General features: G+C 73.2%; 16 protein-coding genes. 12 read left to right on the plus strand and 4 right to left on the minus strand.

The window, feature by feature from the left end:
• Positions 1-63 precede the first annotated feature (63 nt).
• From ACIQ6Y_RS00100 to ACIQ6Y_RS00115, 4 genes are all read left to right on the plus strand, one after another.
• Positions 64-411 (plus strand): DUF1330 domain-containing protein, encoded by a 348-nt coding sequence (locus tag ACIQ6Y_RS00100; protein WP_404030535.1) that lies wholly within the window; start codon positions 64-66, stop codon positions 409-411.
• A 126-nt stretch (positions 412-537) separates the two neighbouring features.
• On the plus strand, positions 538-2037 hold the full coding sequence (locus ACIQ6Y_RS00105; protein ID WP_404030537.1) for a hypothetical protein: 1500 nt from the start codon (positions 538-540) through the stop codon (positions 2035-2037).
• A 51-nt stretch (positions 2038-2088) separates the two neighbouring features.
• Positions 2089-3330 carry an AAA family ATPase gene (locus ACIQ6Y_RS00110; RefSeq protein ID WP_404030539.1) on the plus strand — a complete coding sequence of 414 codons (1242 nt, stop codon included), beginning with the start codon at positions 2089-2091 and terminating at the stop codon, positions 3328-3330.
• The gene (locus ACIQ6Y_RS00115) at positions 3327-4817 is read left to right on the plus strand and encodes a VWA-like domain-containing protein (protein ID WP_404030542.1); all 1491 of its coding nucleotides are present in this window, start codon (positions 3327-3329) and stop codon (positions 4815-4817) included. The genes ACIQ6Y_RS00110 and ACIQ6Y_RS00115 overlap by 4 nt, the downstream gene beginning before the upstream one ends.
• Positions 4818-4902: 85 nt before the next feature.
• Here the strand turns inward: ACIQ6Y_RS00115 and ACIQ6Y_RS00120 are convergent, their stop codons facing one another.
• Positions 4903-7218, minus strand: coding sequence for a DUF4132 domain-containing protein (locus ACIQ6Y_RS00120; protein ID WP_404030545.1), 2316 nt, complete (start codon positions 7216-7218; stop codon positions 4903-4905).
• Positions 7219-7402: 184 nt separating this feature from the next.
• Complete coding sequence (locus ACIQ6Y_RS00125) at positions 7403-8281, minus strand: LysR substrate-binding domain-containing protein (RefSeq protein WP_404030547.1); 879 nt, start codon at positions 8279-8281, stop codon at positions 7403-7405.
• A gap of 181 nt (positions 8282-8462) precedes the next feature.
• Here ACIQ6Y_RS00125 and ACIQ6Y_RS00130 point away from each other — a divergent pair, with 181 nt between their 5' ends.
• Both ACIQ6Y_RS00130 and ACIQ6Y_RS00135 read left to right on the plus strand, forming a co-directional pair.
• A complete protein-coding gene (locus tag ACIQ6Y_RS00130) occupies positions 8463-8948 on the plus strand; it encodes a cupin domain-containing protein (RefSeq protein ID WP_404030550.1) in 486 nt (161 codons plus the stop codon).
• A gap of 292 nt (positions 8949-9240) precedes the next feature.
• The gene (locus ACIQ6Y_RS00135) at positions 9241-12333 is read left to right on the plus strand and encodes an NPCBM/NEW2 domain-containing protein (RefSeq protein ID WP_404030553.1); all 3093 of its coding nucleotides are present in this window, start codon (positions 9241-9243) and stop codon (positions 12331-12333) included.
• 195 nt (positions 12334-12528) lie between these two features.
• Here ACIQ6Y_RS00135 and ACIQ6Y_RS00140 read toward each other — a convergent pair whose 3' ends face one another.
• Positions 12529-13050, minus strand: coding sequence for a GNAT family N-acetyltransferase (locus tag ACIQ6Y_RS00140; protein WP_404030556.1), 522 nt, complete (start codon positions 13048-13050; stop codon positions 12529-12531).
• Positions 13051-13294: 244 nt separating this feature from the next.
• On the opposite strand from ACIQ6Y_RS00140, the gene ACIQ6Y_RS00145 reads away from it, so the two are divergent.
• A complete protein-coding gene (locus ACIQ6Y_RS00145; RefSeq protein ID WP_404030559.1) occupies positions 13295-14239 on the plus strand; it encodes a DMT family transporter in 945 nt (314 codons plus the stop codon).
• Between the two features lie 124 nt (positions 14240-14363).
• Here ACIQ6Y_RS00145 and ACIQ6Y_RS00150 read toward each other — a convergent pair whose 3' ends face one another.
• On the minus strand, positions 14364-14948 hold the full coding sequence (locus ACIQ6Y_RS00150) for a hypothetical protein (RefSeq protein ID WP_404030562.1): 585 nt from the start codon (positions 14946-14948) through the stop codon (positions 14364-14366).
• Between the two features lie 170 nt (positions 14949-15118).
• Between ACIQ6Y_RS00150 and ACIQ6Y_RS00155 the strand changes: the two genes are divergently transcribed.
• The 5 genes from ACIQ6Y_RS00155 to manA all read left to right on the plus strand — a co-directional run bounded on the left by ACIQ6Y_RS00155 (position 15119) and on the right by manA (position 22860).
• Entirely contained in the window at positions 15119-16264 is a 1146-nt protein-coding gene (locus tag ACIQ6Y_RS00155; RefSeq protein WP_404030565.1) for a hypothetical protein, read from the plus strand.
• A gap of 226 nt (positions 16265-16490) precedes the next feature.
• Positions 16491-18743 carry an RICIN domain-containing protein gene (locus ACIQ6Y_RS00160; RefSeq protein WP_404030568.1) on the plus strand — a complete coding sequence of 751 codons (2253 nt, stop codon included), beginning with the start codon at positions 16491-16493 and terminating at the stop codon, positions 18741-18743.
• A 91-nt stretch (positions 18744-18834) separates the two neighbouring features.
• Entirely contained in the window at positions 18835-19872 is a 1038-nt protein-coding gene (locus ACIQ6Y_RS00165) for a YihY/virulence factor BrkB family protein (RefSeq protein ID WP_404030571.1), read from the plus strand.
• Between the two features lie 161 nt (positions 19873-20033).
• Positions 20034-21002: an ROK family protein gene (locus ACIQ6Y_RS00170; protein ID WP_404033623.1), complete on the plus strand. Its 969-nt coding sequence runs from the start codon at positions 20034-20036 to the stop codon at positions 21000-21002.
• 655 nt (positions 21003-21657) lie between these two features.
• The gene (manA, locus tag ACIQ6Y_RS00175) at positions 21658-22860 is read left to right on the plus strand and encodes a mannose-6-phosphate isomerase, class I (protein WP_404030574.1); all 1203 of its coding nucleotides are present in this window, start codon (positions 21658-21660) and stop codon (positions 22858-22860) included.
• Positions 22861-22961 lie beyond the last annotated feature (101 nt).

The following is a 22961-nucleotide window of genomic DNA, read 5'->3' on the forward strand; positions in this document are numbered from 1 at the left end:
CGGGCGGGCGGTGCCACGATCGTCGGTGTGAGCAGGGCCGTTCGACCGACCGGAGGGACCATCGTGACCGCCTACGCCATAGCCCATCTGCGGGAGATCACTCCGCACCCGGAGATCCCCGAGTACATCGACCGCATCAGCGCCACCTTCGAGCCGTACGGCGGCCGCTTCCTGGTGCACGGCACCGCGCACGAGGTGCTGGAGGGCGACTGGCCGGGAGCCGTCGTGATGATCGGCTTCCCCGGCATGGCCGAGGCGCGGGCGTGGTGGGACTCCCCCGCCTACCAGGAGATCGCGCCCCTGCGCTCGCGGCACATCGTCGGCGACATCGTCCTGGTGCCGGGCGTGCCCGAGGGCTACGACCCGCGTGTCACGGCCGAGGCCGTACGGGCGGCCCTGCCCGCCGAGTGACCACGGCACCCGCGGGCCGCGCGCGGATAATCACCTGACAGGCCCGCGGGCGTGTGCCACGATCACGGCGATGACGACTCACTCTCTTCAGAGATTGGGGGCACCGTCCGCGCAAGGTGAGTGCTGATGGCCTCTCACCTCGCGAACGGGGACTCCCGACTTTCCTTCTGGTTGCGCGTACGCGAGTACGCCGTGCCGCCGTCCATGGTCGAGACCGCGACCGCCCGGCGCCGCGCCGGCGACTGGGCCGGGGCATGTGCCGCCGCGGGCATCGACGTGGATCTCGCCCCGCGTTCCGTGGCACTGTCCCACGGACGCGAAGCGGCGGCCCAACTGCGCGACGACCTCCGCCACTTGGCGCCCGACCTGCTGCGCTGGCACATGCCGAGGATCGCCCCGGACGGACTGCTGCGCCCGGCCCTGACCGTCTCCCTGGCCCGTTACGAGGGCGCCGGGCGGGACGGCGTGAGCCCGCTGCATCTCGTGGTGCGGACCCCGCCGGCCCGCGCGGACGCCGGTCAGCGGATGAGCCTCGCCCTGTGGGACGCCTCCCGCCCCGGCACCGGCGCGGGCAGCCACCCGCACGCCCGCCCCAGCAGACGCTTCCGCCTCGACCTGCACCGGCACCTGTGGGACGTACGCAGGACGCGGGAGCTGCGAACACGGTCCGGCGCGGACCGACCGCCACCTTTCGCGCCGAGCGCGCGTGACGCGCCTCCGCGTCCCCCGGACTCCCTTACGGATGACGGGCGTTGTGCCGCGAGCTGGTGGGCGGCTCTGCCGGACTCCCTTACGGACGCAGGGCGTTGCGCCACGGAGACGTGGTCGGCTCTGCCGGGCCCCGGGCGTTGTGCCGTGGACCTGTGGGCGGCCGAGGCCCGGCTGCTGCTGCGGGCGGATGGGTCGGCCGCCGACGGTGTCGTCGTACGACTCGACGCACGGCACCGGCTGCTGCTCACCCCCGTCGGAGACGGCACCGGGCCGCCCGAGGTCGAGGTCACGCGGGTGTCGGCCGGTGGCCGGGTGGCGGCGCTGCCGGTGCTGCCGGACGCGGCGACCTGGGTGCTGCCCGATCTGGAGCTGCTGCGGGCCGGTCTGGCCGAGCCCGGGCTGCTGCATCCGCTGGTCGCCGAGTCCCTGGTGCCGGGGCACACGCCCGGACCGGCACGGGCCGTGGAGCCGCCCGGGGCGCCGCACGTCGTGGAGTGCCGGGGGCGGCAGCACCGGATCGGCCTGGTCGACGGGGTGCTGGCCCCGCTGGACCACGAGCCGGGCGAGGTCCGGCGCGAGGAACTCCTCGCCGCGCTGTCCGGACCACCACTGCCCTGTCTGCGGGCCATCGACGAGGCCCACCGCCGCCCCGACTGCCTGACCGGCGTACGGGAACGTCTGCTGCACGGCGACATCGCCGGAGCGCTCGCCGTGGTCGAGGGTCTCCTCGGGCCCGGCGCGGTGCTGCGCAGCGGTCCGCTGCTGGACGAACTGGAGGCGGCCGCCCAACGGCGCATCGCGTACGGGCTGTTCAGGGCGGACCTGGCCGACCCCGTACCGCGCCGCACCCTGCTCCCGGGCCCGACCCGCCCGCGCGCCCACCGCTACCGTCCGCGCCACACGACCGCGCGCTGAACTCTCCTTCCCCCTCCCCCGGACTTCTCCAGACCCCTTAGGTGATGACGTATGCCCACAACCTCCTCGTACTCCGAACTCGACGTCGCAGGCGACCTGTTGAGCCTGCTGCGCGACACGACGACCGAACCGCGCCCGGACACCCAGCTGGAGGCCCTGACGCTGGCCGTGGCCGCCGATCTGCCGGTGCTGCTGTGGGGTGAGCCCGGGATCGGCAAGACCGCGGCACTGACCCAGTTGGCGACGGCGCTGGACCTGCCGCTGACCACCGTGATCGCCAGCGTGCACGAGCCGTCCGACTTCTCCGGGCTGCCGGTCGTCGGCGACGACCCTGCGCAGCAGGGCGTGCCGATGGCGCCGCCGGACTGGGCGGTGCGCCTGGTGCGAGCCGGGCGGGGCCTGCTGTTCCTGGACGAGCTGTCCACCGCGCCGCCGGCCGTGCAGGCCGCCCTGCTCCGGCTGGTGCTGGAGCGGCGGATCGGCACCCTGCGGCTTCCGCCGGGCGTACGCATCGTGGCCGCGGCCAATCCGCGGTCCTCGGCTGCCGACGGCTGGGAGCTGAGCCCGCCGCTGGCCAACCGCTTCGTCCATCTGCAGTGGACCCACGACCACGAGGTCGTCGTCCGCGGCCTCGGCGGGACCTGGCCCCGGGCGACCCTGCCCCGCCTGGACCCGGCAAGGCTGACCGAGGCCGTGGACTTCGCACGCCGCGCGGTGTGCGGGTTCCTCACGACCCGGCCCACCCTCGTCCACCGGCTGCCGGGGAGCGAGTCGCGCCGGGGCGGGGCCTGGCCCTCGCCGCGCAGCTGGGACATGACGCTGTCCCTGATCGCCTTCGCCACCGCCGCGGGCTCCTCCCGGGAGGTGCTGGCCCTGCTGGTCAGAGGGACCGTGGGCGACGGGCCGGGGCTGGAGCTGCTGGCCGCGATGGACCGGATGGAGCTTCCCGACCCGGAGCTGCTGCTCGCCGACCCCGCGCGGGCCGAGCTGCCCGAGCGCGGGGATCTGCGCCAGGCCAGCCTGGAGGCGGTGGTCGCCGCCGTGAACGCCCGCCCGGAGCGGGCCCGTTGGGATGCGGCATGGGCTCTGCTGGTGCGGGCGCTGGAGACGGGGGCGCCCGATCTGGTGGTCGCCCCCGCGACCGCGCTCGCGGGGCTGCGCCGCGAGGACTGGGACGTGCCCGAGGCCATCGAACGCCTCGCCGGAGCGGTGTCCCTGTCGCGGCGCGCCGACAAGGCGGCCCACCGCGTGGCGAACCGGCCCGCCGCCGTCGCCGGGCAGGGCGCCCGATGAACGCGGAGGCGACGGACAGCGGGCCTGCCGAGTGCGGCCCGGCCCGCGCTCACCCGGACACGCGGACAGCAGGGACCGCGGACCTCGACACGCGGGGAGCAGGGGCCGTAGACCTCGACAAGCAGACAGCAGGAGCCGTAAACCGTGACGAGCGGACGGCAGGAGCCGTAAACCTCGACAAGCAGACAGCAGGAGCCGCAGACCTCGACAAGCGGACAGCAGGAGCCGTAAACCGTGACGAGCGGACAGCAGGGGCCGCGGACTTCGACAAGCTGTACGCCGCCCGGCTGCACGCCGCCCGGGCCCGGCCCTATCTCGCGACCGCGTTGTTCGCCCTGCGGGTCGTCGTGTCGCGCCGGGTGCCAACCATGGCGGTCGACCGGCACTGGCGCTGCTATGTCTCACCGGGTTTCGTGGCGGCGACACCCGTGGAGGAGCTGGCGGGTGTGTGGGTGCACGAGGTGTCGCATCTGCTGCGCGACCACCACGGCCGGGGCGACCGGCTGGCGCGCGAGCTGGGGATGAACGGTCCGGCAGGGCGGCTGCGGATGAACATCGCCGCGGACTTCGAGATCAACGACGACATCGCCGGCGACGGCCTCGTCCTGCCCGAGGACGTCGTGCGGCCGGCCTCCCTGCTGCTGCCCGAGGGCCTGCTCATGGAGGAGTACGCACGGCGGATCGGCGTCGGGCCGCTCACCGGGGACCTGGCCTGGCTGGACTGCGGCAGCGGCGCCGACGGCCTGGACCGCGACTGGGACCTGGGCCCCGACGGCGCGCACGGACTGAGCGAGCAGGAGCAGGACGCCGTACGGTTCCGGGTCGCCGAGGGCATCAACGGCCGGCCCGGCAACGCGCCGCTGGGCTGGCGGCGCTGGGCGGAGGAGGCGTTCCATCCGCCGCAGCCCTGGCGGGAGCTGCTGGGCGCGGCCCTGCGGTCGGCGGTCTCCGGCCCCGGCGTCGGTGAGGACTACACCTACGGCCGCCCGGCGAGGCGTTCGGCCGGGGTGCCCGGTGTGGTGCTGCCGAGCCTGCGGCGGACGCCGCCGTGCGTCGCCGTCGTGGTCGACACCTCCGGGTCCGTCAGCGACGCCGAGCTGGGCAGCGCGCTGCTGGAGGTCGCCGCGATCTCCCGGGCCGTCGGGGGCCGGCGCGACCTGGTCAGCGTGCTGTCCTGCGACGCGGCGGCCGGGGTGGTGCATCCGCTGTGCCGGGCCGAGGACATTCCACTGGTGGGCGGCGGAGGCACCGATCTGCGGTCGGGTTTCGCGAAGGCGCTCGCCGCGCAGCCGCGCCCGGACGTCATCGTCGCCCTGACCGACGGTCAGACGCCCTGGCCGTCCGTCCGCCCGCCGTGCCGCACGGTGGTCGGCCTGTTCCCACGCCTGTGGTCACCCGGGCCGCGCGACGAGGACGACCCGGACCATGCGCCTGATCGGCCACCGGCCTGGGCCCGGGTGGTACGGCTCGGGAGCGGGCGGGGCTGACGGTGGTTCAGCCGGCCCGCCGACCCCACCGACCCCGCCGGACAGTGCTCAGCAGCCGGTCGACACCTCAGCAACTCATCCGCCCTCAGACCCCTCGCTCGATCTGCCGAAGGATGGTCGGGTCGGTGATCTCCGTGTCGGCGGCGAGCAGGAACGCCTTGCTGAGGATGACCGCCAGCCGGTCGTCCTCGAACGGCAGGAACATCTTCCCCTCGGCCGGCCGGCGCGCCGGAACCACGCACAGACAGCGGTCGTCCGGCTCCATCAGAATGTTCGCCGACCATATGTGGATCTTGTAGGTGCACAGCTCGCCGCGGACGACGAGGAAACGCCCGTCCAGCGTGCACCGGTCGGCGATCTTCAGCCTCGGCAGGATGCGTGCCAGGGCCTCGCGCCGGACCTCGCCGGTCCCGGGCAGCTCGGCGAACCCGGCGCGCCGCCAGTAGGCGTGTCCGGGACCGCCGTCGGTCCAGTCGGGGTCGGCGGCGATCGAGGTCACCCCGACGAAGAGGTCCACGTCCCGCATCGCCTCGCTGAACACCAGCAAAGGCACCTCGGCCAGCGGCACCACCTGCCGTGCCCCGTCCGTCCGGCGGGTGAAGCGGACCTGGTCGGTGGAGGCCAGGGCGTCCTCGTCCGCCCGGTCGGCGAGCGCGTGCCGGAAGGTGACGCACCACTCCCCCGCGCCCAGCATCCGCTCGGCCGTGTCGTCGTCGCCCGGGTGCCAGGGGCGCCCGCTCGTCCAGCCGCGGGCCCGGAACAGCGCACGCATCCGGTGGTAGTGCACGAGGTGCCCGGCGAAGCGGTTGGAGTAGACGCGGGTCTCCTCCTCGGCCGGGGTGAGCAGGTAGATCTCGCGGTACGCCTGCTTGAACGGCTGCCTCACCCGCGCCTCGACGAGCAGGTCCCGCCAGGCCCGTACGGTGTTCGGGTCGGAGCGCAGCGGGTGCCACAACCGCACGGCCGCGTCCTCGGGCGCCTCGGGAAGGGCGTCGGTCTCCGGCAGTACGGCCTGCCAGGTGCCCGGCGCGGTCTCGATCTCCCAGATCAGCCGGCCCACGACGGACCGGCCGAGCGGATGTCCGGCCAGCCGGGTGCGCCACCAGCCGTACGAGTGGGTGGCGTCGACGCTGTAGGAGCCCTCCAACGCACGGGCCAGCGTGGCGAGATGGGCGGCCGCCCGCTTGACCAGCTCGCGCGTCTCCTTGAGCACGTCGGCGTGGTCGCGGCGGACAGCCGCGGGCAGGCCGCGCAGCCGGCGGCCGTCCTTCTCCCAGGCCAGCTCGACGCTCTCGGCGACCGTGACGACGGCCGTGTACGCGCCCGCCTGCCGGCGCAGGACACCGTCGTCGGCGAAGCCCAGGGTGGGCAGGCGCAGCGCCACGTCGGCGCGCTCGGCGAGGGCCGCCTCGATCTTCTTGAGCGACTTGTCGAGCTGCTTGGGCACACCGGCGTGCCGGACCGTCCCGCGGACCGTGCGCAGGCCGGTGACCAGCTCGGGCGTCGGCCATTCCTGTGCCGCGCGGGTGATTTCGTAGAGCAGCGCCTGGGAGGGCAGGGTCCTGGCGGCCGTCGGTGCGAGGGCGATGCCGGGCAGCAGCCTGTCCAGGAGGTCCGGCAGCCAGGGTTCGTCACGCACCAGCGCCACCCGCAGGGCGCGCCCGAGCGTGGAGACCTCCTGGGAGGTGAAGGCCTTGTCGGACCGGTAGGGGACGGTGCCTGCCCTGATGGCGTCGGTGCGGTCGGCGGCCGCGTGGAGCACGCGGTGGGCGAGGCCGGCGTAGGCCGGGAGGGCGGCGATGGCCCGCCATGCCTCCGGCGGCGCCGGCGGATCAGCGATCGGGTGCCGGTCGACCTGGGAGAACAGGGTCAGTTCGGTCGGGGTGAGCGCGTGGAGGACCTCCAGCTCGTCCCGCGCGATGGGGTCCTCGGCCCGGAGCAGATGCTGTACGACCCTGCGCAGAGTCTCCTCTCCGGCGAGCGCCCCCAGGGCGAGCAGCGTGAGCTGCCGCCGGTCCGCGTAGCTCTCGCGCAGGGCGTGTTCCACCAGGAAGCGGGCGGGCTCGGAGAGGTCGGGCAGCGGTCCGGTGCAGCGCGTCAACGCGTCCGCGGTGAGGCCGAGATCGGCCCAGTTCCGCCGCTCGGTGCCCGCGACGAGCGCCTCGAACAGCCGGCGGCAGGTGTCGGGTGTGTAGCGGGGCGCTCGCTCCTTGGCCGCCTCCTCGACCGCGAACCTGGCCGAGGTCATACCGGGCGCCCCGCCCCCGGCCGTGACACCGTAGGCCAGCGGCATCAACGCACCCAACTCCGCCTCGGACACCTCGGCCGCGTCCCCGTACGGGTCCGCGATCTCGTACGACGCGTCGGTCAGCGCACGCTTCAACCGCTCGGCGGGCGTCACCGGGCACCCCCCGACACAAAGGCGTCGGCCAAGACGGCGGCGGTCCTGCCGCCATGCAGGTCACTGCTGCGGGGTACGGTCACCCGGGCGTCGAACATGCCTCGATCATGGCAGGGGGCACTGACAACGCCGGAAAGACGGGCTTGCCCGAGCCCGCGAGGGGGACGAGTGAGCTCACCCGGCCTCAGTCCGTGAAGCTCCGCTGAAGGCTCCCCGTCAAGTGCCGCAGCGCAGGCGGCAGTTCCCCCTGTCGCACGGCCAACGAGGTCGGCACGCTCGGTTCGTCCAGCGGTCGGATGGTGATGCCCGGGGCGGGTGGCAGTCCGGAGACGTCGTAGAAGACGGTCCAGGAGGGCGGGCCGACGGCGATCTCGGCCAGGGTCTCGCGCAGGCTGGTGAACTCGGGGCCCGGTGGCGGCGACACTCCGGCGGCCCGCAGGGCGTCGCTGACGAGGTCGTGGAACGGCGGGTTCTTCTCTCGGGGCGCCAACCTCAGTGGCAGGTCGGCGAGTTGCGCGAGGGCGAGGCGGGGCTCGGCGGCCAGGGGGTGGCGGGCGGGCAGGGCGACGTGGAGCGGGTCGGTCCGCAGGGGAATGAGCCGCAGGCCGGGTTCGGCGGTCATCGCCCGGATCAGGGCGGCGTCCAGTCCGCCTTCTCGTACGGCGGCCACCCGCTCGGCCGCCGAGAGCCGCTTGAGGCGCACCTGGAGCCCCGGGTGGGTCTCCGCCAGCTCGGCCAGGGCGCGGTACAGGAACTCGCCGGGACCGTGGATCGTGCCGAGCCGCAGGACGCCCGCCGCGCCCGCGGTGATGTCGGCCGCGACCTGCCGGGTGCGCCGGGCGGCTTCGAGCACCAGGCGGGCCTCCGGCAGGAGCCGTTCCCCGGCTGCCGAGAGGTGCACATGCCGGGTGGAGCGGTCGAAGAGCGTCACGCCGAGGTCCCGCTCCAGCTTGCGGATCTGCTGGCTCACGGCCGACTGGACGATGCCGATGCGGTCGGCGGCGCGGGCGAAGCCGCCCTCCTCCGCCACGGCGAGGAAGTACTGCAACTGGCGCAGCTCCACGGCCGTCCCCCTCCTCGTTGCCTCATTCATCACGATCGCTGATCTCTGTGTGCGCCAACTGCTTCTGGTTCGGCGGTTGTTCCCGCTGTCGAATGGTCGCGGACGAGTTGTTCGACCTGTCGACCTATCGATCTGTCGACCCGTTCGATCTGTTCGATCTGTTCGACGGAAGGAGTTCGAGATGACGGAGGCCCTGGTCGTGGCGGCGGAGGAGGCCGAGGTGGTGGAGCTGGCGCACGGCGGCGCGTTCCGGCTACTGGTCGACGGCGACACCACCGCGGGCGCGCTGGGCGCCAACCGGCTCACCCTGCCGGCCGGGGCCGACGGGGCGAGACCGCACCGGCACGAGCGGTCGGCCGAGCTGTTCCATGTGCTGGGCGGGCGGATGGAGTTCCTCCTCGGGGAGCGCTCGGTGACCGTGGGCGAGGGCGGTCTGGTCGTGGTGCCGCCGGGCCTGGTGCACGCCTTCGGCGCGGCCCCGGGGACGGGGGCCGACGTGCTCGTGGTGATGGCGCCGAGCGTGGAGCGGTTCGGCTACTTCCGTCACCTGGGGCGGGTGTCCCAGGGCCTGGAACCGCCGGAGAGCCTGCTGCCGGAACAGGGCCGCTACGACGTGCACTTCGTGGAGGGCACCCGGTGGGCGGAGCTGCGCGGCCGGAACGCCTGACACCGACCGCCCCGCCCAACACACCGCGCCCCTCACACTCCCGCATCGCCACACCTGCACCGATCCCCCACACCACCCCGGGCCCGCGCCCACCACAGGGGCAACCGCCCTTCGGACGCGGGCCCGTCCCCCTGTCCGCCGTCTCCCTTCCGCCCCGGCACGCACTCTGGCCAACGCATGCGCCGATGCGCTATACCTTCCTCGCCTGATTGATTGTGCTCGATGCGACCGACTTTCAAGCACCTTCCGTCAACGCGACCTGTGCCGACAGACGCTTGCGAAGGGAATCGACATGACCGCTCCACCCCGTAGACCCACGACGCGCCCGGCTGCCTTCATCGGCGCCACGCTGCTCGCCCTGCTGGCGGCGGCGACCGGCCCGGCCCTCCCGGCGCAGGCCGCGCAGGCCGCGCAAGCCGCCCAGGCGGAGACCGAGGCCGCGACGGTGATCGGCGACGTCACCGGCTTCTCCGCGAACGGCGCCACCTACACACTGACCGCCGGCGCGGCCAAGGCCCGGGTCAGCTTCGTCGGTCAGGAGACCTTCCGGATCGAGGTGGCACCCGAGGGCACCTTCACCGACCCGGTCGGCGACGACATCGTGCTGCCGCAGGGCACGCCGCCCGCCACGCGGTGGGCCGACCGAGGCGACCGCTACGAGCTGTCCACGGACCAAGTCACCCTGCGCGCCTACAAGTCACCGCTGCGCTTCGCCCTGTACCGCGCCGACGGCACCCGCCTGTGGGAGGAGTCCCGCGGCATCAGCTGGACCGGCACGTCCACCACCCAGACGCTCCGGCGCGGCGCGGACGAGCAGTTCTACGGCCTGGGCGAGCAGAACGGCAGCGGCAACACCTCGCACCGCGGCAAGACCCTCGACGTGGGCGTCGACTACAACTGGAACGAGGGCGGTCACCCCAACTCGGTGCCGTTCTACCTGTCTTCGGCCGGGTACGGCGTGTACCGCAACACCTACTCCCCCGGCACGTACGCCTTCACCGACCCGGTCACCACCACCGAGAAGGAGAAGCGGTTCGACGCGTACTACGTCGCCGGCCGCTCCGCCAAGGACGTGATCGGGCAGTACACCAAGCTCACCGGCCGGCCCATGATGCCGCCCATCTACGGCCTGGAGATCGGCGACTCGGACTGCTACCTGCACAACGCCAACCGCGGCGAACGGCACACGCTGGACGCGCTGAAGGTCGCCGACGAGTACGTGAAGCACGACATGCCGCTCGGCTGGATGCTCGTCAACGACGGCTATGGCTGCGGTTACGAGAACCTCGCCGAGACGGCCAAGGGTCTGGGCGACCGCAAGATGGAAATGGGGTTGTGGACCGAGGACGGCCTCGACAAGCTCGCCGAGCAGGTGAAGGCCGGGCAGCGGGTGGCGAAGCTGGACGTGGCCTGGGTGGGCGACGGCTACAAGTTCGCGCTCGACGGCTGCAAGGCCGCCCACCGCGGCATCGAGGACAACAGCGACGCGCGCGGCTTCACCTGGGCGCCGGAGAGCTGGTCGGGCGCGCAGCGCTGCGGGGTGCAGTGGAGCGGCGACCAGTCCGGCAGCTGGGACTACATCCGCTGGCAGATCCCGACGTACGCGGGCGCCACGATGTCCGGTCTCGCCTACACCACCGGTGACGTGGACGGCATCTTCGGCGGCAGCGCCAAGACGTACGTCCGCGACCTGCAGTGGAAGGCGTTCCTGCCGGCCGTGATGACGATGGACGGCTGGGCCGCGAGCGACAAGCAGCCCTTCCGGTACGGGGAGCCGTACACGAGCATCAACCGCAAGTACCTCAAGCTCAAGGAATCCCTGCTGCCGTACATGTACACCTACGCGGCCCGCGCGCACCGCGACGGTGTCGGCCCGGTGCGGCCGCTGGCGCTGGAGTACCCGGACGACCCGGTGGCCGCGTCCGACGCCGCCAAGTACGAGTTCATGACCGGCGAGCACTTCCTCGTCGCGCCGGTCTACCGCGACACGGCCGTCCGTGACGGCATCTACCTGCCGAAGGGCACCTGGGTCGACTACTGGTCCGGCCGCACCTACGAGGGTCCGACCACGGTCGACGGCTACCAGGCGCCGCTGGACACGCTGCCGCTGTTCGTGAAGGCCGGTGCCCCGGTGCCGATGTGGCCGGGCATCACCTCGTACCGCGACCGCACGGCCGGCTCCCCGCTGGCCTGGGACGTCTACCCGCAGGGACGCACGTCCTTCACGCTGTACGAGGACGACGGCGTGACCCGGCAGCATCGGACGGGCAAGTACGCCGAGCAGCGGGTCCAGGTCAGCGCGCCGCAGAGCGGACCGGGGCCGGTCACGATCGACGTCGGCGCGAGCGCGGGCGCCTTCACGGGCAAGCAGACCGCGCGCCCGTACCGGTTCACCGTCCACACCGGTTCCACGCCCGAGCAGGTGCTGCTCGCCGACCGGGTGCTGCCGCGGTACACCTCGAAGGCCGCGTTCGAGGCGGCGGCCGAGGGCTGGTGGTACGACGCCACCGACCGGGCCGGAGTCGTCCAGGTCAAGACGCGTGCGCTGAGCACCGCTCAGGCGTTCCGGATCGAGCTGGCCGGGGCGAGCGCGGTGGGCGGCAAGGTGCCCGGCGCGAAGGGCACGCTCGCGGTGACCGCGCCCGCCGAACTCGGCGCCGGTACGTCGGCGCAGGTGGCGGTCGACTTCACCGCCGGGCGCACCGGTGCCGACGCCACCGAGCTGTCGCTGGCCGCCCCGGAGGGCTGGACGGTGTCGGCCGCACGGAGGCTCGGCCGGGTCGAGCCGGGTCAGCGGGCGCACGCCGAGTTCACGGTGACGCCGCCCGGCGAACAGGGCGTCGGCGAGGCGGTGTTGACTGCCACCGCCCGCTACCGGGCCGCGGGCGAGGCACAGTTGACCGCCCTACGGGCCGCCGTACGCACCATGCCGAAGCCTCCGACAGAGGACGCCTGGGCGAGCGATCTGCCGTGGCTGAAGTCCGCCAACGGCTACGGTCCGCCCGAACGCGACCGCAGCAACGGCGAGTCGGGCTCGTCCGACGGTCATACGCTCACCCTCAACGGCACGACGTACACCAAGGGCATCGGCGCCCACGCCAACTCCGACATCGAGTTCTGGCTCGGCGGGAAGTGCACGTCCTTCACCGCCACCGTCGGCATCGACGACGAGATCAACGGCTACGGAGGCGTGTCCTTCTCGGTCGTCGCCGACGGCCGCACGCTGTGGTCGTCGCCGACGGTGAACGGCAGGTCGGACCCGGTCCGGGCGGACGTGCCGCTCGCCGGAGCCCGGCATGTGAATCTGCTGGTCACCGACACGGACGGCACCAAGTCCGGCGACCACGGGGACTGGGCCGACGCGAAGTTCCACTGCGCGCCCTGACCCCGTCGGCGAAGCCGCCGGCCGGCCCTGCGCCGCGCCGGCGGCTCTCGCGCGTCAGCGGAACTCGTGCACGACCTCGACGCGGTCCACGATGTGCGCGTTGAACTCCGCCAACTCCTCCGCGGGCACCCACAGTTCGAGGACGGTCCGCCCACCGGCCTGAACCGACAGGTCACCAGGGTTTCCCGGCGGTCCTCACATCGGGAACGAGTGCAGTCGTACGGTGCCCAGCGGCCAGTCGGCCTCGTCGCGCAGCGGCGTCCACATCGTGTTCAGCGGCATGAGCACCGGGCCGTCGTGCTGTTCGACATGGACGGGGGCCTGGACGGGGTGCCAGCCGAGGTGGGCGTAGAAGGGGACGAGCGGGGTGCGGCAGAAGAGGAGCGCGTAGGGCGGGCCCTGGGTGCGGGCGTGGGCCAGCGCGGCGGCGACGACCCGGCGGGCCAGGCCGCGGCCGCGGACGTCGGGGGCGACGGCGACGCCACCGACGCCCATGGCCTCGGTGCGGGTGTCGCCGACGGTCAGCGACAGGCGGAGCAGACCGGCGTGGGCGACCAGACGGCCGGCGAGTCTGATGCCGAAGTGCTCGTCCTTGGGCAGGAAGGTCAGCCCGGTGCCGGCGACCCCGAAGGGGTCGTCACCGTCGCCGAGGATCTCTGTCAGATCGCTCCTGGTGTAGGCCGCGAGCCGTACCGGAGTCGTCGGATCGTCATCCATGCCCTCATGATCCACGGCGGTGGCAGCCCATGGCACGGCACCCCCCGGTCCTGTCCGGTTATCATCACGGCGTGAACACCCACTGGCACGTCGTCCTTCCGCCGCCCTGCGCCTGACGGGCGCGGACTTCCGGCGGTAGTTGAATCCCCGGCCCCGGCCGGCCCCTCAGGGGCGGTCAGGGGTTGTTGTCGTGCGCCCGTTCTCGGATCGACTCCCAGACGCTTCGACGACGGAAGACACGACTGTGCCGAACCGCACCGCTTCTTCGACTCCCGCGCGCCCGGCCGACGCCGGCCCGCGCCGCTCCCTTCACCGGCTCCTCGGCGGACCCGGCCCCATCCTCACCTCGGCCGTGGTGTGGGGCACGACCGGAACGGCGAGTTCCCTGGCCCCGGCCGGTGCGCCGCCCGCGGCGATCGGCTGCGCCGGGCTGGCCCTCGGCGGGCTGCTCATGTTCCTCACCTCCCGCGGGGCGCGTTCCCTGACGGGTGCCTGCTCGCGTCGCGAGCGCCGGCTGCTCGCGCTGGGCGCGGTGGCGGTAGCCGGGTATCCGGTGTGCTTCTACCCGGCGGTGGCCCGTACCGGCGTGGCCGTGGCCACGGTGATCGCGCTGGGCAGCGCGCCGGTCTTCGCCGGGCTGCTGACGTGGATCGCCGGACGGGGCCGGCCGACCGCCCGCTGGGCCGCCGCCACCGCGGCGGCCGTCCTCGGCTGCGCCCTGCTGGTGCTCGCCCCCGCCGGGCAGGCCACCCCGACGGACCTGGCCGGGGTGGCGCTCGCCGCGGGCGGGGGGCTGTCGTACGCCGTCTACGCGCTGATCGGCGGCAGCCTCATCACCCGCGGGCACGCCTCCGGAGCGGTGATGGGCGTGCTGTTCGGCGGGGCGGGGCTACTCGTCGTGCCGGTGGTGGCGTGCACCGACACGGGCTGGCTGAGCACGGCGCGCGGTGCGTCCGTGGCCGCGTATCTCGCCGTGTTCACGGTCTGCCTGGCCTACCGGCTCTTCGGATACGGGCTGCGCCGCACGCCCGCGTCGGTGGCCACGTCCCTCACGCTGGCCGAGCCCGCCGTCGCGGCGGTGCTGGGCGTGGCCGTGCTCGGGGAGAGGCTGCCGGCCGTGGGCTGGTGCGGGCTGGCCGTCCTCGGCGCCGGCCTGGTCCTGCTGACCGTACCGGCGCGTCGGCGCTGACCGTAGCGGCGCGTCGGCGCTGAACCGTACCGGCCCGGCGGCGCTGAACCGTACCGGCCCGGCGGCGCTGAACCGTAGCGCCCGGCGGCGCTGAACCGTAGCGCCCGGCGGCGCTGACCGGGCCTCAGCGGGACTCGCGGTCCCGCAGCGTGTAGCCGCCCGCGACCACCGCCATGTCGGCCGCGGGCGCCATGCACCGGGTGAGCGGCGGGGCCCCCTTGGCCGTCGCGCCGGAGAGCCCCGCGCGGGCCGGGTCGTGACGGCCCTTGCCGCGCTCGGGGACGTAGAAGCTCACGCCCATGCGGGTGTGCGGGTCCAGAGCGGTCGTCCACGGGTGGCCGGGGCTGGTGCGTACGAGGCGGCCGGTCACAGTGGCGGTGGGGCCGCCCGTGGTGAGGCAGTCGACCTCGAACTCGCCCCAGAAGTCCCGGCCTTGGATGGCGTGGGAGATCCTGAAGGTGCCCCAGGAGCGGGCGGGGATGCTGCCGAGGTTGTCGTACACGGCGTGGGCGTCCACGCTGACCCGGACCGCCTCGCTGGTCACCGGGTAGTCCAGGCGCGCGGTGCCTTCGAGGGAGGACACGAGCGTGACAGCCGCCGGGCGGGAGGCGACGGGGTGGTCCTGGGCGGGCGCCGCGAGCGCGACGGGCGCGGCGAACGCGGTGACGAGGGCGAGGAGGGCGGTGGCGCGCACGATCTGTTTCAGCACTGAAGGCTCCGGTGGGGAAGGGTTGCTGACGACTCGTCGATCGTCGCCGCCGGTCCGGCCCCCGGGCGTCCTTCGCCGGTATCGACCGTCTCCGCCGCACGGGTGAGAGGCCCTGCGACGAGCAGCCCGGCGCGGGCACCGGGATGGGCCGGTCCGGCATATTCCGTTCCATGTCGGACAGCGGATCGGGCGAGGAGACGGACGGCAAGAAGACGGAGGGCAAGGAGAGGCCATGGAAGGAGTGGTGGCAGAGGCGCAGATGGGCCGCCGCCGAGCTGGGGCCGTGGGAACAGCGGGAAGCCGTACTGGCGAGGATCTCCGAGATCCAGGCGGCCCTCGACGTGGCGGCGAGCCGCGCGGCCGCCGACTCACCCCAGGCCCACGCCACGGCGGCCTACAAGGCCGTGGCCGAGCGAGAACTGCAGCAGGCACGCGACGCACTCGCCCACTCCGCCCACGCGGCCATGCGGGGCGCGGCGCACGTCGGTGTCGCCCAGTCGCACCTCGACACCGCGCAGAACCTCATCGTCTCGCTGGCCCCGCAGGACGATGTCAAGGCGATGCTTCCCCAGATGGTCGCGCTGGTCGATGAACACTTCACCGCCAAGGACCCGCGTCGGCTGCGCATCAAGGAGATCTCCGAGCGGGTGGGCAAGGGCGGGGACCTCACCCCGAGCGACCGCGGCTTCCTCTCCGAGACGACCGGGCTCGCCCGCCGTATGCTGCGCAAGGAGACACTCCGCGTCCGGAGCTTCGCCCGGGTCCTCGCCGCGGTTTCGGCCACGATGCTGCTGATCGCGGTGCTGGTGGCCTTCTGTGCGTTCAGATGGCCGGGCATGGTCCCCCTGTGCTTCGCCCCGGAGGACGGCGGTACGTTCTCCGTCGTCTGCCCGACCGACAGCGTCACCAGGATCGGCCACCCGCCGAACACGCGTGAGATCGGTAAGGCCGCCCGAGCCCAGGACTACCTCGTCGTGGAGATCGTCGGCGCGGTGTCCGCGGCCGTCGCCTCGGCCGCCGCACTGCGCCGGATCAGAGGGACGGCTCTGCCGTACAACGTGCCTCTGCTCCTGGCCGCCCTCAAGCTGCCGACCGGGGCCCTCACCGCCCTGCTGGGGCTGCTGCTCATGCGGGGCGGCTTCGTCCCCGGGCTCAGCGCCCTCGACTCCTCGGCGCAGATCATCGCGTGGGCCATCATCTTCGGCTATTCGCAGCAGCTCTTCACCAAGTTCGTCGACTCGCAGGGCCAGGCGCTTCTGGACGCCGTCCGTGGCCCGGGCAGCGCCCCGCCGCCGGGCGAGGGGGCCAAGCCTTAGCCCCCAAGGGCCTTGTGTTATCGCCAACATGGCAGCCCGACTGCGCTCTCGCTGGTTATCCGCGCAACCCGTTGGCATCGATAACATCCTCTGCCATAGTGGCCGCGACCGCCGCACCCACGTCCTGGACGCAGCACCGCACACCGACCAGCTGTCCCACCTCTCAGCAACGCCCGCACGGGGCCGCCGTGAAGGAGCGCGGCCCCTCCAGCCGTGAGGAGCACCTGTGTCAACTGTCCGCGGGAGACTGGCCGGAGCGCTCGCCGCAACGGCCACGGCCCTGGCACTGGCCGGCGCCGGCACGCTCGGCTCACCCCCGGCGTCGGCGGCCTCCGAGACCGGAGCCGAGGCCAAAGCCGTGGCCGATGCCGATGCCGATGCCGCCTACACCGTCACCGTCGGCTCCAAGGGCTCCTGGACCCACCCCGACGACACCCCGGCCGCCTCCTACATGGACAAGGACGGCACCTACTACTTCCAGCAGGCCCACGCCCTGTACGGCGCGAACGACAGCCGCCAGTGGACCTTCTTCACCGGCACGAACCTCGACACGGCCACCCGGTCGGGCACGATCAGCAACGCGGTGAACCCCGCCAACCCGGACGACAAGAACGGCGACACGACCTGGCGCTGCAACAACAGCCCCACCGGCGTCGAGTCCACCTACGCGCCCACGGGTTCGGGCTACGCGCAGCGCAACTACTGCGACCTGGCGGGCGTCTGGGTCGACCCGGACACCGGCCACTGGTACGGGCTCGTGCACAACGAGTTCACCCCGCAGCCCTTCGGGGACGGTCTGCACTACGACGGCATCGACTACGCCGTCTCCACCGACAAGGGCCGCACCTGGAACATCAAGTCCCATGTGATCACCTCGCCTTACAGCACCAGGCGCGACGACACCACCGCCTTCCCGCAGCAGACGTACCACTACGGCGACGGCGACCCGCGGCTGTACGTCGACACGGCCTCGGGCTGGTTCTATGTCTTCTACGGCTCGCGGATCGTGGAGAAGGGCGGCGGCTGGAAGGCGTTCCACGCACATGTGGCCCGCGCTCCCATCTCCCAGAAGATGGCGCCCAGTTCATGGCGCAAGTGGTACGACGGCACCTGGTCCGAGCCCGGCGTGGGCGGCCGGGAGAGCAACATGATCCCGGTCGGCGCCGACAGCGCCACCGGCTACACGCCCGTCGACAAGGAGTACGACCCGGCCAACAGCGGCAAGGTCGCCGAGCAGGTCGCGGCGGGCAGGATGCCGCCGACCTCGCCCCTGTTCGTCATGGACATCACCTACGACGCCCATCTGGGCCTGTACATCGGCGAGCCGCAGGCGGTGGACCAGAGCGGCAACGCCCCGCAGCAGTTCTACGCCACCGACAACCTCGCCACGCAGAAGTGGCGGCTGATCGGCGACACGGGCAGCTACACCAACGCCTCCTGGTACCGGTGGTTCCTGGACGGCGTGAGCAGGACCAGCTCCCAGATCGTGGGCAGGTCGTTCCGCTCGTACTGCTCGTTCGGCTGCTCGGGCGGCTCGTCGAGCGAGTACGTCGACGTCAGCATCGGCACCTCGGCCCCCGCCTCGCCGGTCGACACGACGACGTCGTACCGCATAGGCAACGCTGACGGGCGGGTCCTCGCCCAGGTCACCGGCGGCTCCGCGACCACGTCGGTGGCCGCGCCGACGGGCTCGGCGGCCGAGGCCTGGATCTTCACCGGCAACGGCGACGGCTCCTACCGCATCGCGAACGCGGCCACCGGAGCGCTGCTCGGCGTCGGCTCCGGCAGCACGTCGACCCGGGCGTGGGGCACCAGGCCGACCGCGACCGCGCTCGGGGCGGGGGGTCCCGCGGTGGGACAGCAGTGGTGGGTGATCCCCGGCACCTCCGCCGACGGGACCGCGAACGGCACCTACCGGCTCGTCAACCGCTACAGCGGCCTGGTGCTCGGCCTGTCCGCCGACTCCGCACGGACCACCGAGACGGCGCCCTCCCGCTACTGGAGCTCCGGCACCCGCACCGCCGCCGAACAGACCCTGCGCCTCACCGCCGTAGGACCGGCGCCCGGCTCGCTCGACGGCACGCACACCCTGGTCACCGGCGGCAAGGCGCTGGACGACCCCGACCACAGCACCACGCCCGGCACCCAGCTCGTCACCTGGACGCCCAACGGCGGCGCCAACCAGCAGTGGACGTTCACCCGCCAGTCCGACGGCTCCTACGAACTGCGCAACGCCGAGTCCCGGCTGTGCGCGGACGTCGAGGGCGGCTCCACCGCGGCGGGCGCCAAGGTCGTCCAGTGGACCTGCACCGGCAACACCAACCAGCGCTGGCGGGCCGCGCGACAGCCCGACGGCAGCTACGAACTCGCCTCCGTGAAAAGCGGCCTGCTGCTGACCAGCGCCGCCACTTCCGACGGGGCGAAGGTGAGCCAGCAGCCGGACACCGGCGCGCCGCTCCAGCGCTGGACGATCTCCTGAGCCTGAGCCGGACGACGGACCGATGGGCGGGCTCCCGGACAGCGGGGGCCCGCCCGCGCGTGGGGTGTCCGGCGGCGGATACCCGGCCTCCATGAACCGACTGCTCAGAGCCCTGCGCCCACGGCGCACCACCGAACGGTTCGGCCCGGACCCCGAGGTCGAGGAACGGGCCCCCGACACCCCGACGGAGCTGCCGCGGACCGCGTGGTGGGCGGCACTCAAGGGCACCGTGCGGGAGTTCCGCGACGACGAGCTGACCGACCGCGCCGCCGCCCTCACCTACTACGGCGTCCTGTCGCTGTTCCCGGCCCTGCTGGTGCTCGTCTCCCTGATCGGCATCGCCGGGCCCTCGGCCACGGACCGGTTGCTGGACAACTTCGGCCAGTTCGCGCCCGGTTCGGCCCGCGACATCGTCACCCGGGCCGTCCAGCAGCTCAGCGACCGCGGCGGACTCGGCTCGGTCATGGCCGTCGTCGGCCTCGTCCTTGCGGTCTGGTCGGCCTCGGCGTACGTCGCCGCGTTCATCCGCGCCGCCAACGCCGTGTACGACGTCCCCGAGGGGCGCCCGCTGTGGAAGATCCTTCCGCTGCGGCTCGCCGTGACCGTCACGCTGCTAGTCCTCGCCGTCCTCAGTGCCCTGATCGTCGTGTTCACCGGCGGCCTCGCCCGTCGCGCGGGCACCGCGCTGGGCATCGGCGACACCGCGCTGACGGTGTGGTCCATCGCCAAGTGGCCCCTGCTGGTCGCCCTCGTCGTCGCCATGATCGCGCTGCTGTACTGGGCCACGCCCAACGCCGAGATCCGCGGCTTCAAGTGGATCACGCCGGGCAGTCTGCTGGCCCTGGTCATCTGGCTGGCCGCCTCCGCGGGCTTCGCCTTCTACGTGGCGAACTTCGGCTCGCTCAACCAGACCTACGGCACCATGGCCGGCGTCATCGCGTTCCTGGTGTGGCTCTGGCTCGGCAACCTCGCCATCCTGCTCGGCCTGGAGTTCGACGCCGAGACGGCACGGCAGCGCGCGGTCGCGGGCGGGTATCCCGCGGACGAGGAGCCGTACACGACGCCGCGTGACACGACGAAATGGGACGAGCAGGACCGTCTCCGGATGAGGCGGCAGGAGCCTTCCTGAACCGGTTGTGGTGGGTGTGACCAGAGACAGGAGGGCGTTGGCGGCTAAACCCGTCACTAAACTCACCCTCCGGCTAGACAACGTTGTCATGCGGCGGGCACAGTGTCTCCGCGGCGCGTCCATCCCATGCCGCCGACGCAGGAGGACCTTCAGACATGGACATGGTGTACGGAGCACTGGACATAGGTGGCACGAAGATCGCCGGGGCGCTGGTCTCGGCGGACGGGCGGGTGCTGGCCCGGGTGCAGCGGCCGACGCCGGCCCGTGAACCGGCCGAGTCGCTGATGGCCGTCGTGGCCTCGGTCCTCGACGAGCTGTCCACGCACTCCGAGTGGCGGTCCCTCGCCTGTCTGGGCATCGCCAGCGCGGGTCCGGTCGACACGGCCGCCGGGACGGTCAGCCCCGTCAACATCCCCGGCTGGCGTGGCTTCCCCCTGGTGGACCGGGTGCGGGCACATCCGGCCCTGCCCGCCGACGTGGGCGTCACCCTCATCGGCGACGCGGTGGCCATGACCGCCGCCGAACACTGGCTGGGCGCGGCCCGCGGCGTGGACAACGCCCTGTGCATGGTGGTCTCCACGGGGGTCGGCGGCGGTCTGATCCTCAACGGGCGCCTGCACCCCGGGCGTTCGGGCAACGCCGGACACATCGGGCACATCTCCGTCGACCTCGACGGCTCCGACTGCCCTTGCGGCGCCCGGGGTTGCGTGGAGGGCCTGGCGAGCGGCACGGCCATCGCCGCCCATGCCTCGGCGGCGGGCTGGCGTGCACCGGCCGGTGTCGCCCCGGACGCCGCGAGCGTGGCCGCTGCCGCCGCCGCGGGCGACCCGGTCGCCCTGGCCGCCTACGACCGTGCCGCCCAGGCCCTCGCCGCCGCCATCGCCGCCACCGCCGCCCTCGTCGAGCTCGATCTGGCCGTCATCGGCGGCGGCGTGGCCCAGTCGGGCGACGTCCTCTTCGACCCCCTGCGACGCTGGCTGACCCGCTACGCGGTGCTCGACTTCGCCCGGGACGTGGCAGTGGTCCCGGCCGGGCTGGCGCTGGACGCCGGATTGATCGGGGCGGCGGCCGCCGGCGCCGCTGCGCTGGAGGCCGACCCCACGCCGTACGCACCGGTGGCGGGGGTCTGAGCGCGTCGACTCGGTGGGGCCGCCTCCGGGCTGGGGTGGGTTGCGTTGCCGCGCGGGTGGTCGAGCGGGGTTTGGGCCGGGGCCGAGGGAATCGCACCTGGTATGCCATCGCGTGCCTGGGCGCGGTCGATCCCTTTCCGGGCGGAGGCACTCGGATGCGGCGCGTCGCCGCCCACCCGGGCCGGCGGGCTCGTTCCCCGGGCGGAGGAACTCCCACCGGGCACGTCACGGCGTGCCTGAGCGAGGCCGGTCACCTCTCGGCAGAGGCACTCGCGGTCGGCGTCGCCGCGCACCTGGGGTTCGCGTCCGGGGCGGAGAGGCTCCCACCGGGCATGCCCTCGCCCACGTGCCCTCAGTGTGGAGCGGCCGCAACGGATGCGTCGCCGCGCACCTGGGCGGAACGGGTTCTCGTCCGGGGCGGAGGGACTCCCACCGGGCATGCCCTCGCCCACGTGCCCTCAGGGCGGAGCAGCCGCACCGGACGCGTCGCCGCGCCCCTGGACAAGCAGGCCCTCGTACAGGGCGGAGGGACTCCCACCACGCCGGCGCGTCGCCGCACAGCACTCCCGGGCGGGGCCCCGCTTCCGCCGCCCGCCCCCTCATCCACGCCCCCACCTCCCACCACCCCCACAAGCACCCCGAAAGGACCCACCCCATGGACCGACTCATCAACACCGTGCGCCCCTACCCCTGGGGCTCCACCACAGCCCTGCCCAAGCTGATGGGTATCGCGCCGGACGGCTCTCCGCAGGCCGAGCTGTGGATGGGGGCGCACCCTGCGGCGCCCTCGTATGCCGAGCGGGCGGGGCGGCGGGAGGGGTTGGACAAGGTGGTCGGGGCGGATCCGCGGGGGGAGTTGGGTGACTGGGTGGTCGACCGCTTCGGCGCGAGGCTGCCGTTCCTGCTCAAACTGCTCGCGGCGGACGCCCCGTTGTCGCTCCAGGTCCACCCGGACGCGGCCCAGGCGGCCGAGGGTTTCGCGCGTGAGGAGGAGCGGCGCATCCCGCTGGACGCGCCGCAGCGGTCGTACCGCGATCCTCATCACAAGCCCGAGATGATCGTCGCGCTCGGCCCGTTCGAGGGGCTCTGCGGGTTCCGGCCGGCCGGTGCGAGCGCGGACCTGCTGGAGGCGTTGGGGGTGGCGGGGCTCGGTCCGTACGTCGAGGTGCTGCGCTCCGCCCCTGAGGAGCGGGCGCTGCGGGAGGTCTTCACCGACTTCCTCTCCCCCGCGCCTGGCCTGCTGGACGACGTCACCGACGCGCTCACGCGGGCGACACGGGAGGGCGGTGAACGGGCGGCGCTGTTCGACGTGTACGACAGGATCGCCAAGGCTCACCCCGGTGACCCCGGCGTGCTGGCCGCTCTCCTGGTCCGGCACGTCCGGCTGGAGCCGGGCGAGGCCCTGTTCCTCGGCGCGGGTGTGCCGCACGCCTATGTGCGGGGTCTGGGCGTGGAGATCATGGCGGCCTCGGACAACGTCCTGCGCTGCGGCCTGACGGACAAGCACGTGGACGTGCCCGAACTGCTGCGTGTGGTGCGCTTCGACGCCGCCCCAGTCCGTCCGTCCGGCCCGGTGTTCGACGTCGGCGGGGAGGACCTCTACCCGGCTCCCGTCGACGACTTCCGCCTCTCCCGCCTACGGGTCCGGGCGGGCGGCGACGCGGATGCGCGGACCCTCGACGGCGGCGGGCCGCAGATCCTGGTGTGCACCGACGGGGCGGTACGGCTGCGCGCTGCGGACGGGGACGTTCTGCTCACCGCGGGCCGCTCCGCCTATGTGCCCCACGGCGAGCGCGTCGCCGTATCGGGAGAGGGCACGGTGTTCCGCGCGACGGTTCCCGTGCCGCCCGGCAACTGAACCGCAGCTAAACTTAACCGGTTTCGTCCAGCCTGTTGTCTCCCTCCATTTCCTTCCCTAGCCTCATTTCCGGCCACCGATCGGATGCGCTCAACTGCCGC

This window comes from Streptomyces sp. NPDC096205 (assembly GCF_044763135.1).
Taxonomy (GTDB): Bacteria; Actinomycetota; Actinomycetes; order Streptomycetales; family Streptomycetaceae; genus Streptomyces.

Coding starts and splice junctions, on each gene's coding strand:
- ACIQ6Y_RS00140 (WP_404030556.1), bottom strand. CDS start 13,050: ATGGATGACGATCCGACGACTCCGGTACGGCTCGCGGCCTACACCAGG.
- manA (WP_404030574.1), top strand. CDS start 21,658: ATGGACCGACTCATCAACACCGTGCGCCCCTACCCCTGGGGCTCCACC.
- ACIQ6Y_RS00165 (WP_404030571.1), top strand. CDS start 18,835: ATGAACCGACTGCTCAGAGCCCTGCGCCCACGGCGCACCACCGAACGG.
- ACIQ6Y_RS00115 (WP_404030542.1), top strand. CDS start 3,327: ATGAACGCGGAGGCGACGGACAGCGGGCCTGCCGAGTGCGGCCCGGCC.
- ACIQ6Y_RS00110 (WP_404030539.1), top strand. CDS start 2,089: ATGCCCACAACCTCCTCGTACTCCGAACTCGACGTCGCAGGCGACCTG.
- ACIQ6Y_RS00105 (WP_404030537.1), top strand. CDS start 538: ATGGCCTCTCACCTCGCGAACGGGGACTCCCGACTTTCCTTCTGGTTG.
- ACIQ6Y_RS00170 (WP_404033623.1), top strand. CDS start 20,034: ATGGTGTACGGAGCACTGGACATAGGTGGCACGAAGATCGCCGGGGCG.
- ACIQ6Y_RS00135 (WP_404030553.1), top strand. CDS start 9,241: ATGACCGCTCCACCCCGTAGACCCACGACGCGCCCGGCTGCCTTCATC.
- ACIQ6Y_RS00155 (WP_404030565.1), top strand. CDS start 15,119: ATGTCGGACAGCGGATCGGGCGAGGAGACGGACGGCAAGAAGACGGAG.
- ACIQ6Y_RS00130 (WP_404030550.1), top strand. CDS start 8,463: ATGACGGAGGCCCTGGTCGTGGCGGCGGAGGAGGCCGAGGTGGTGGAG.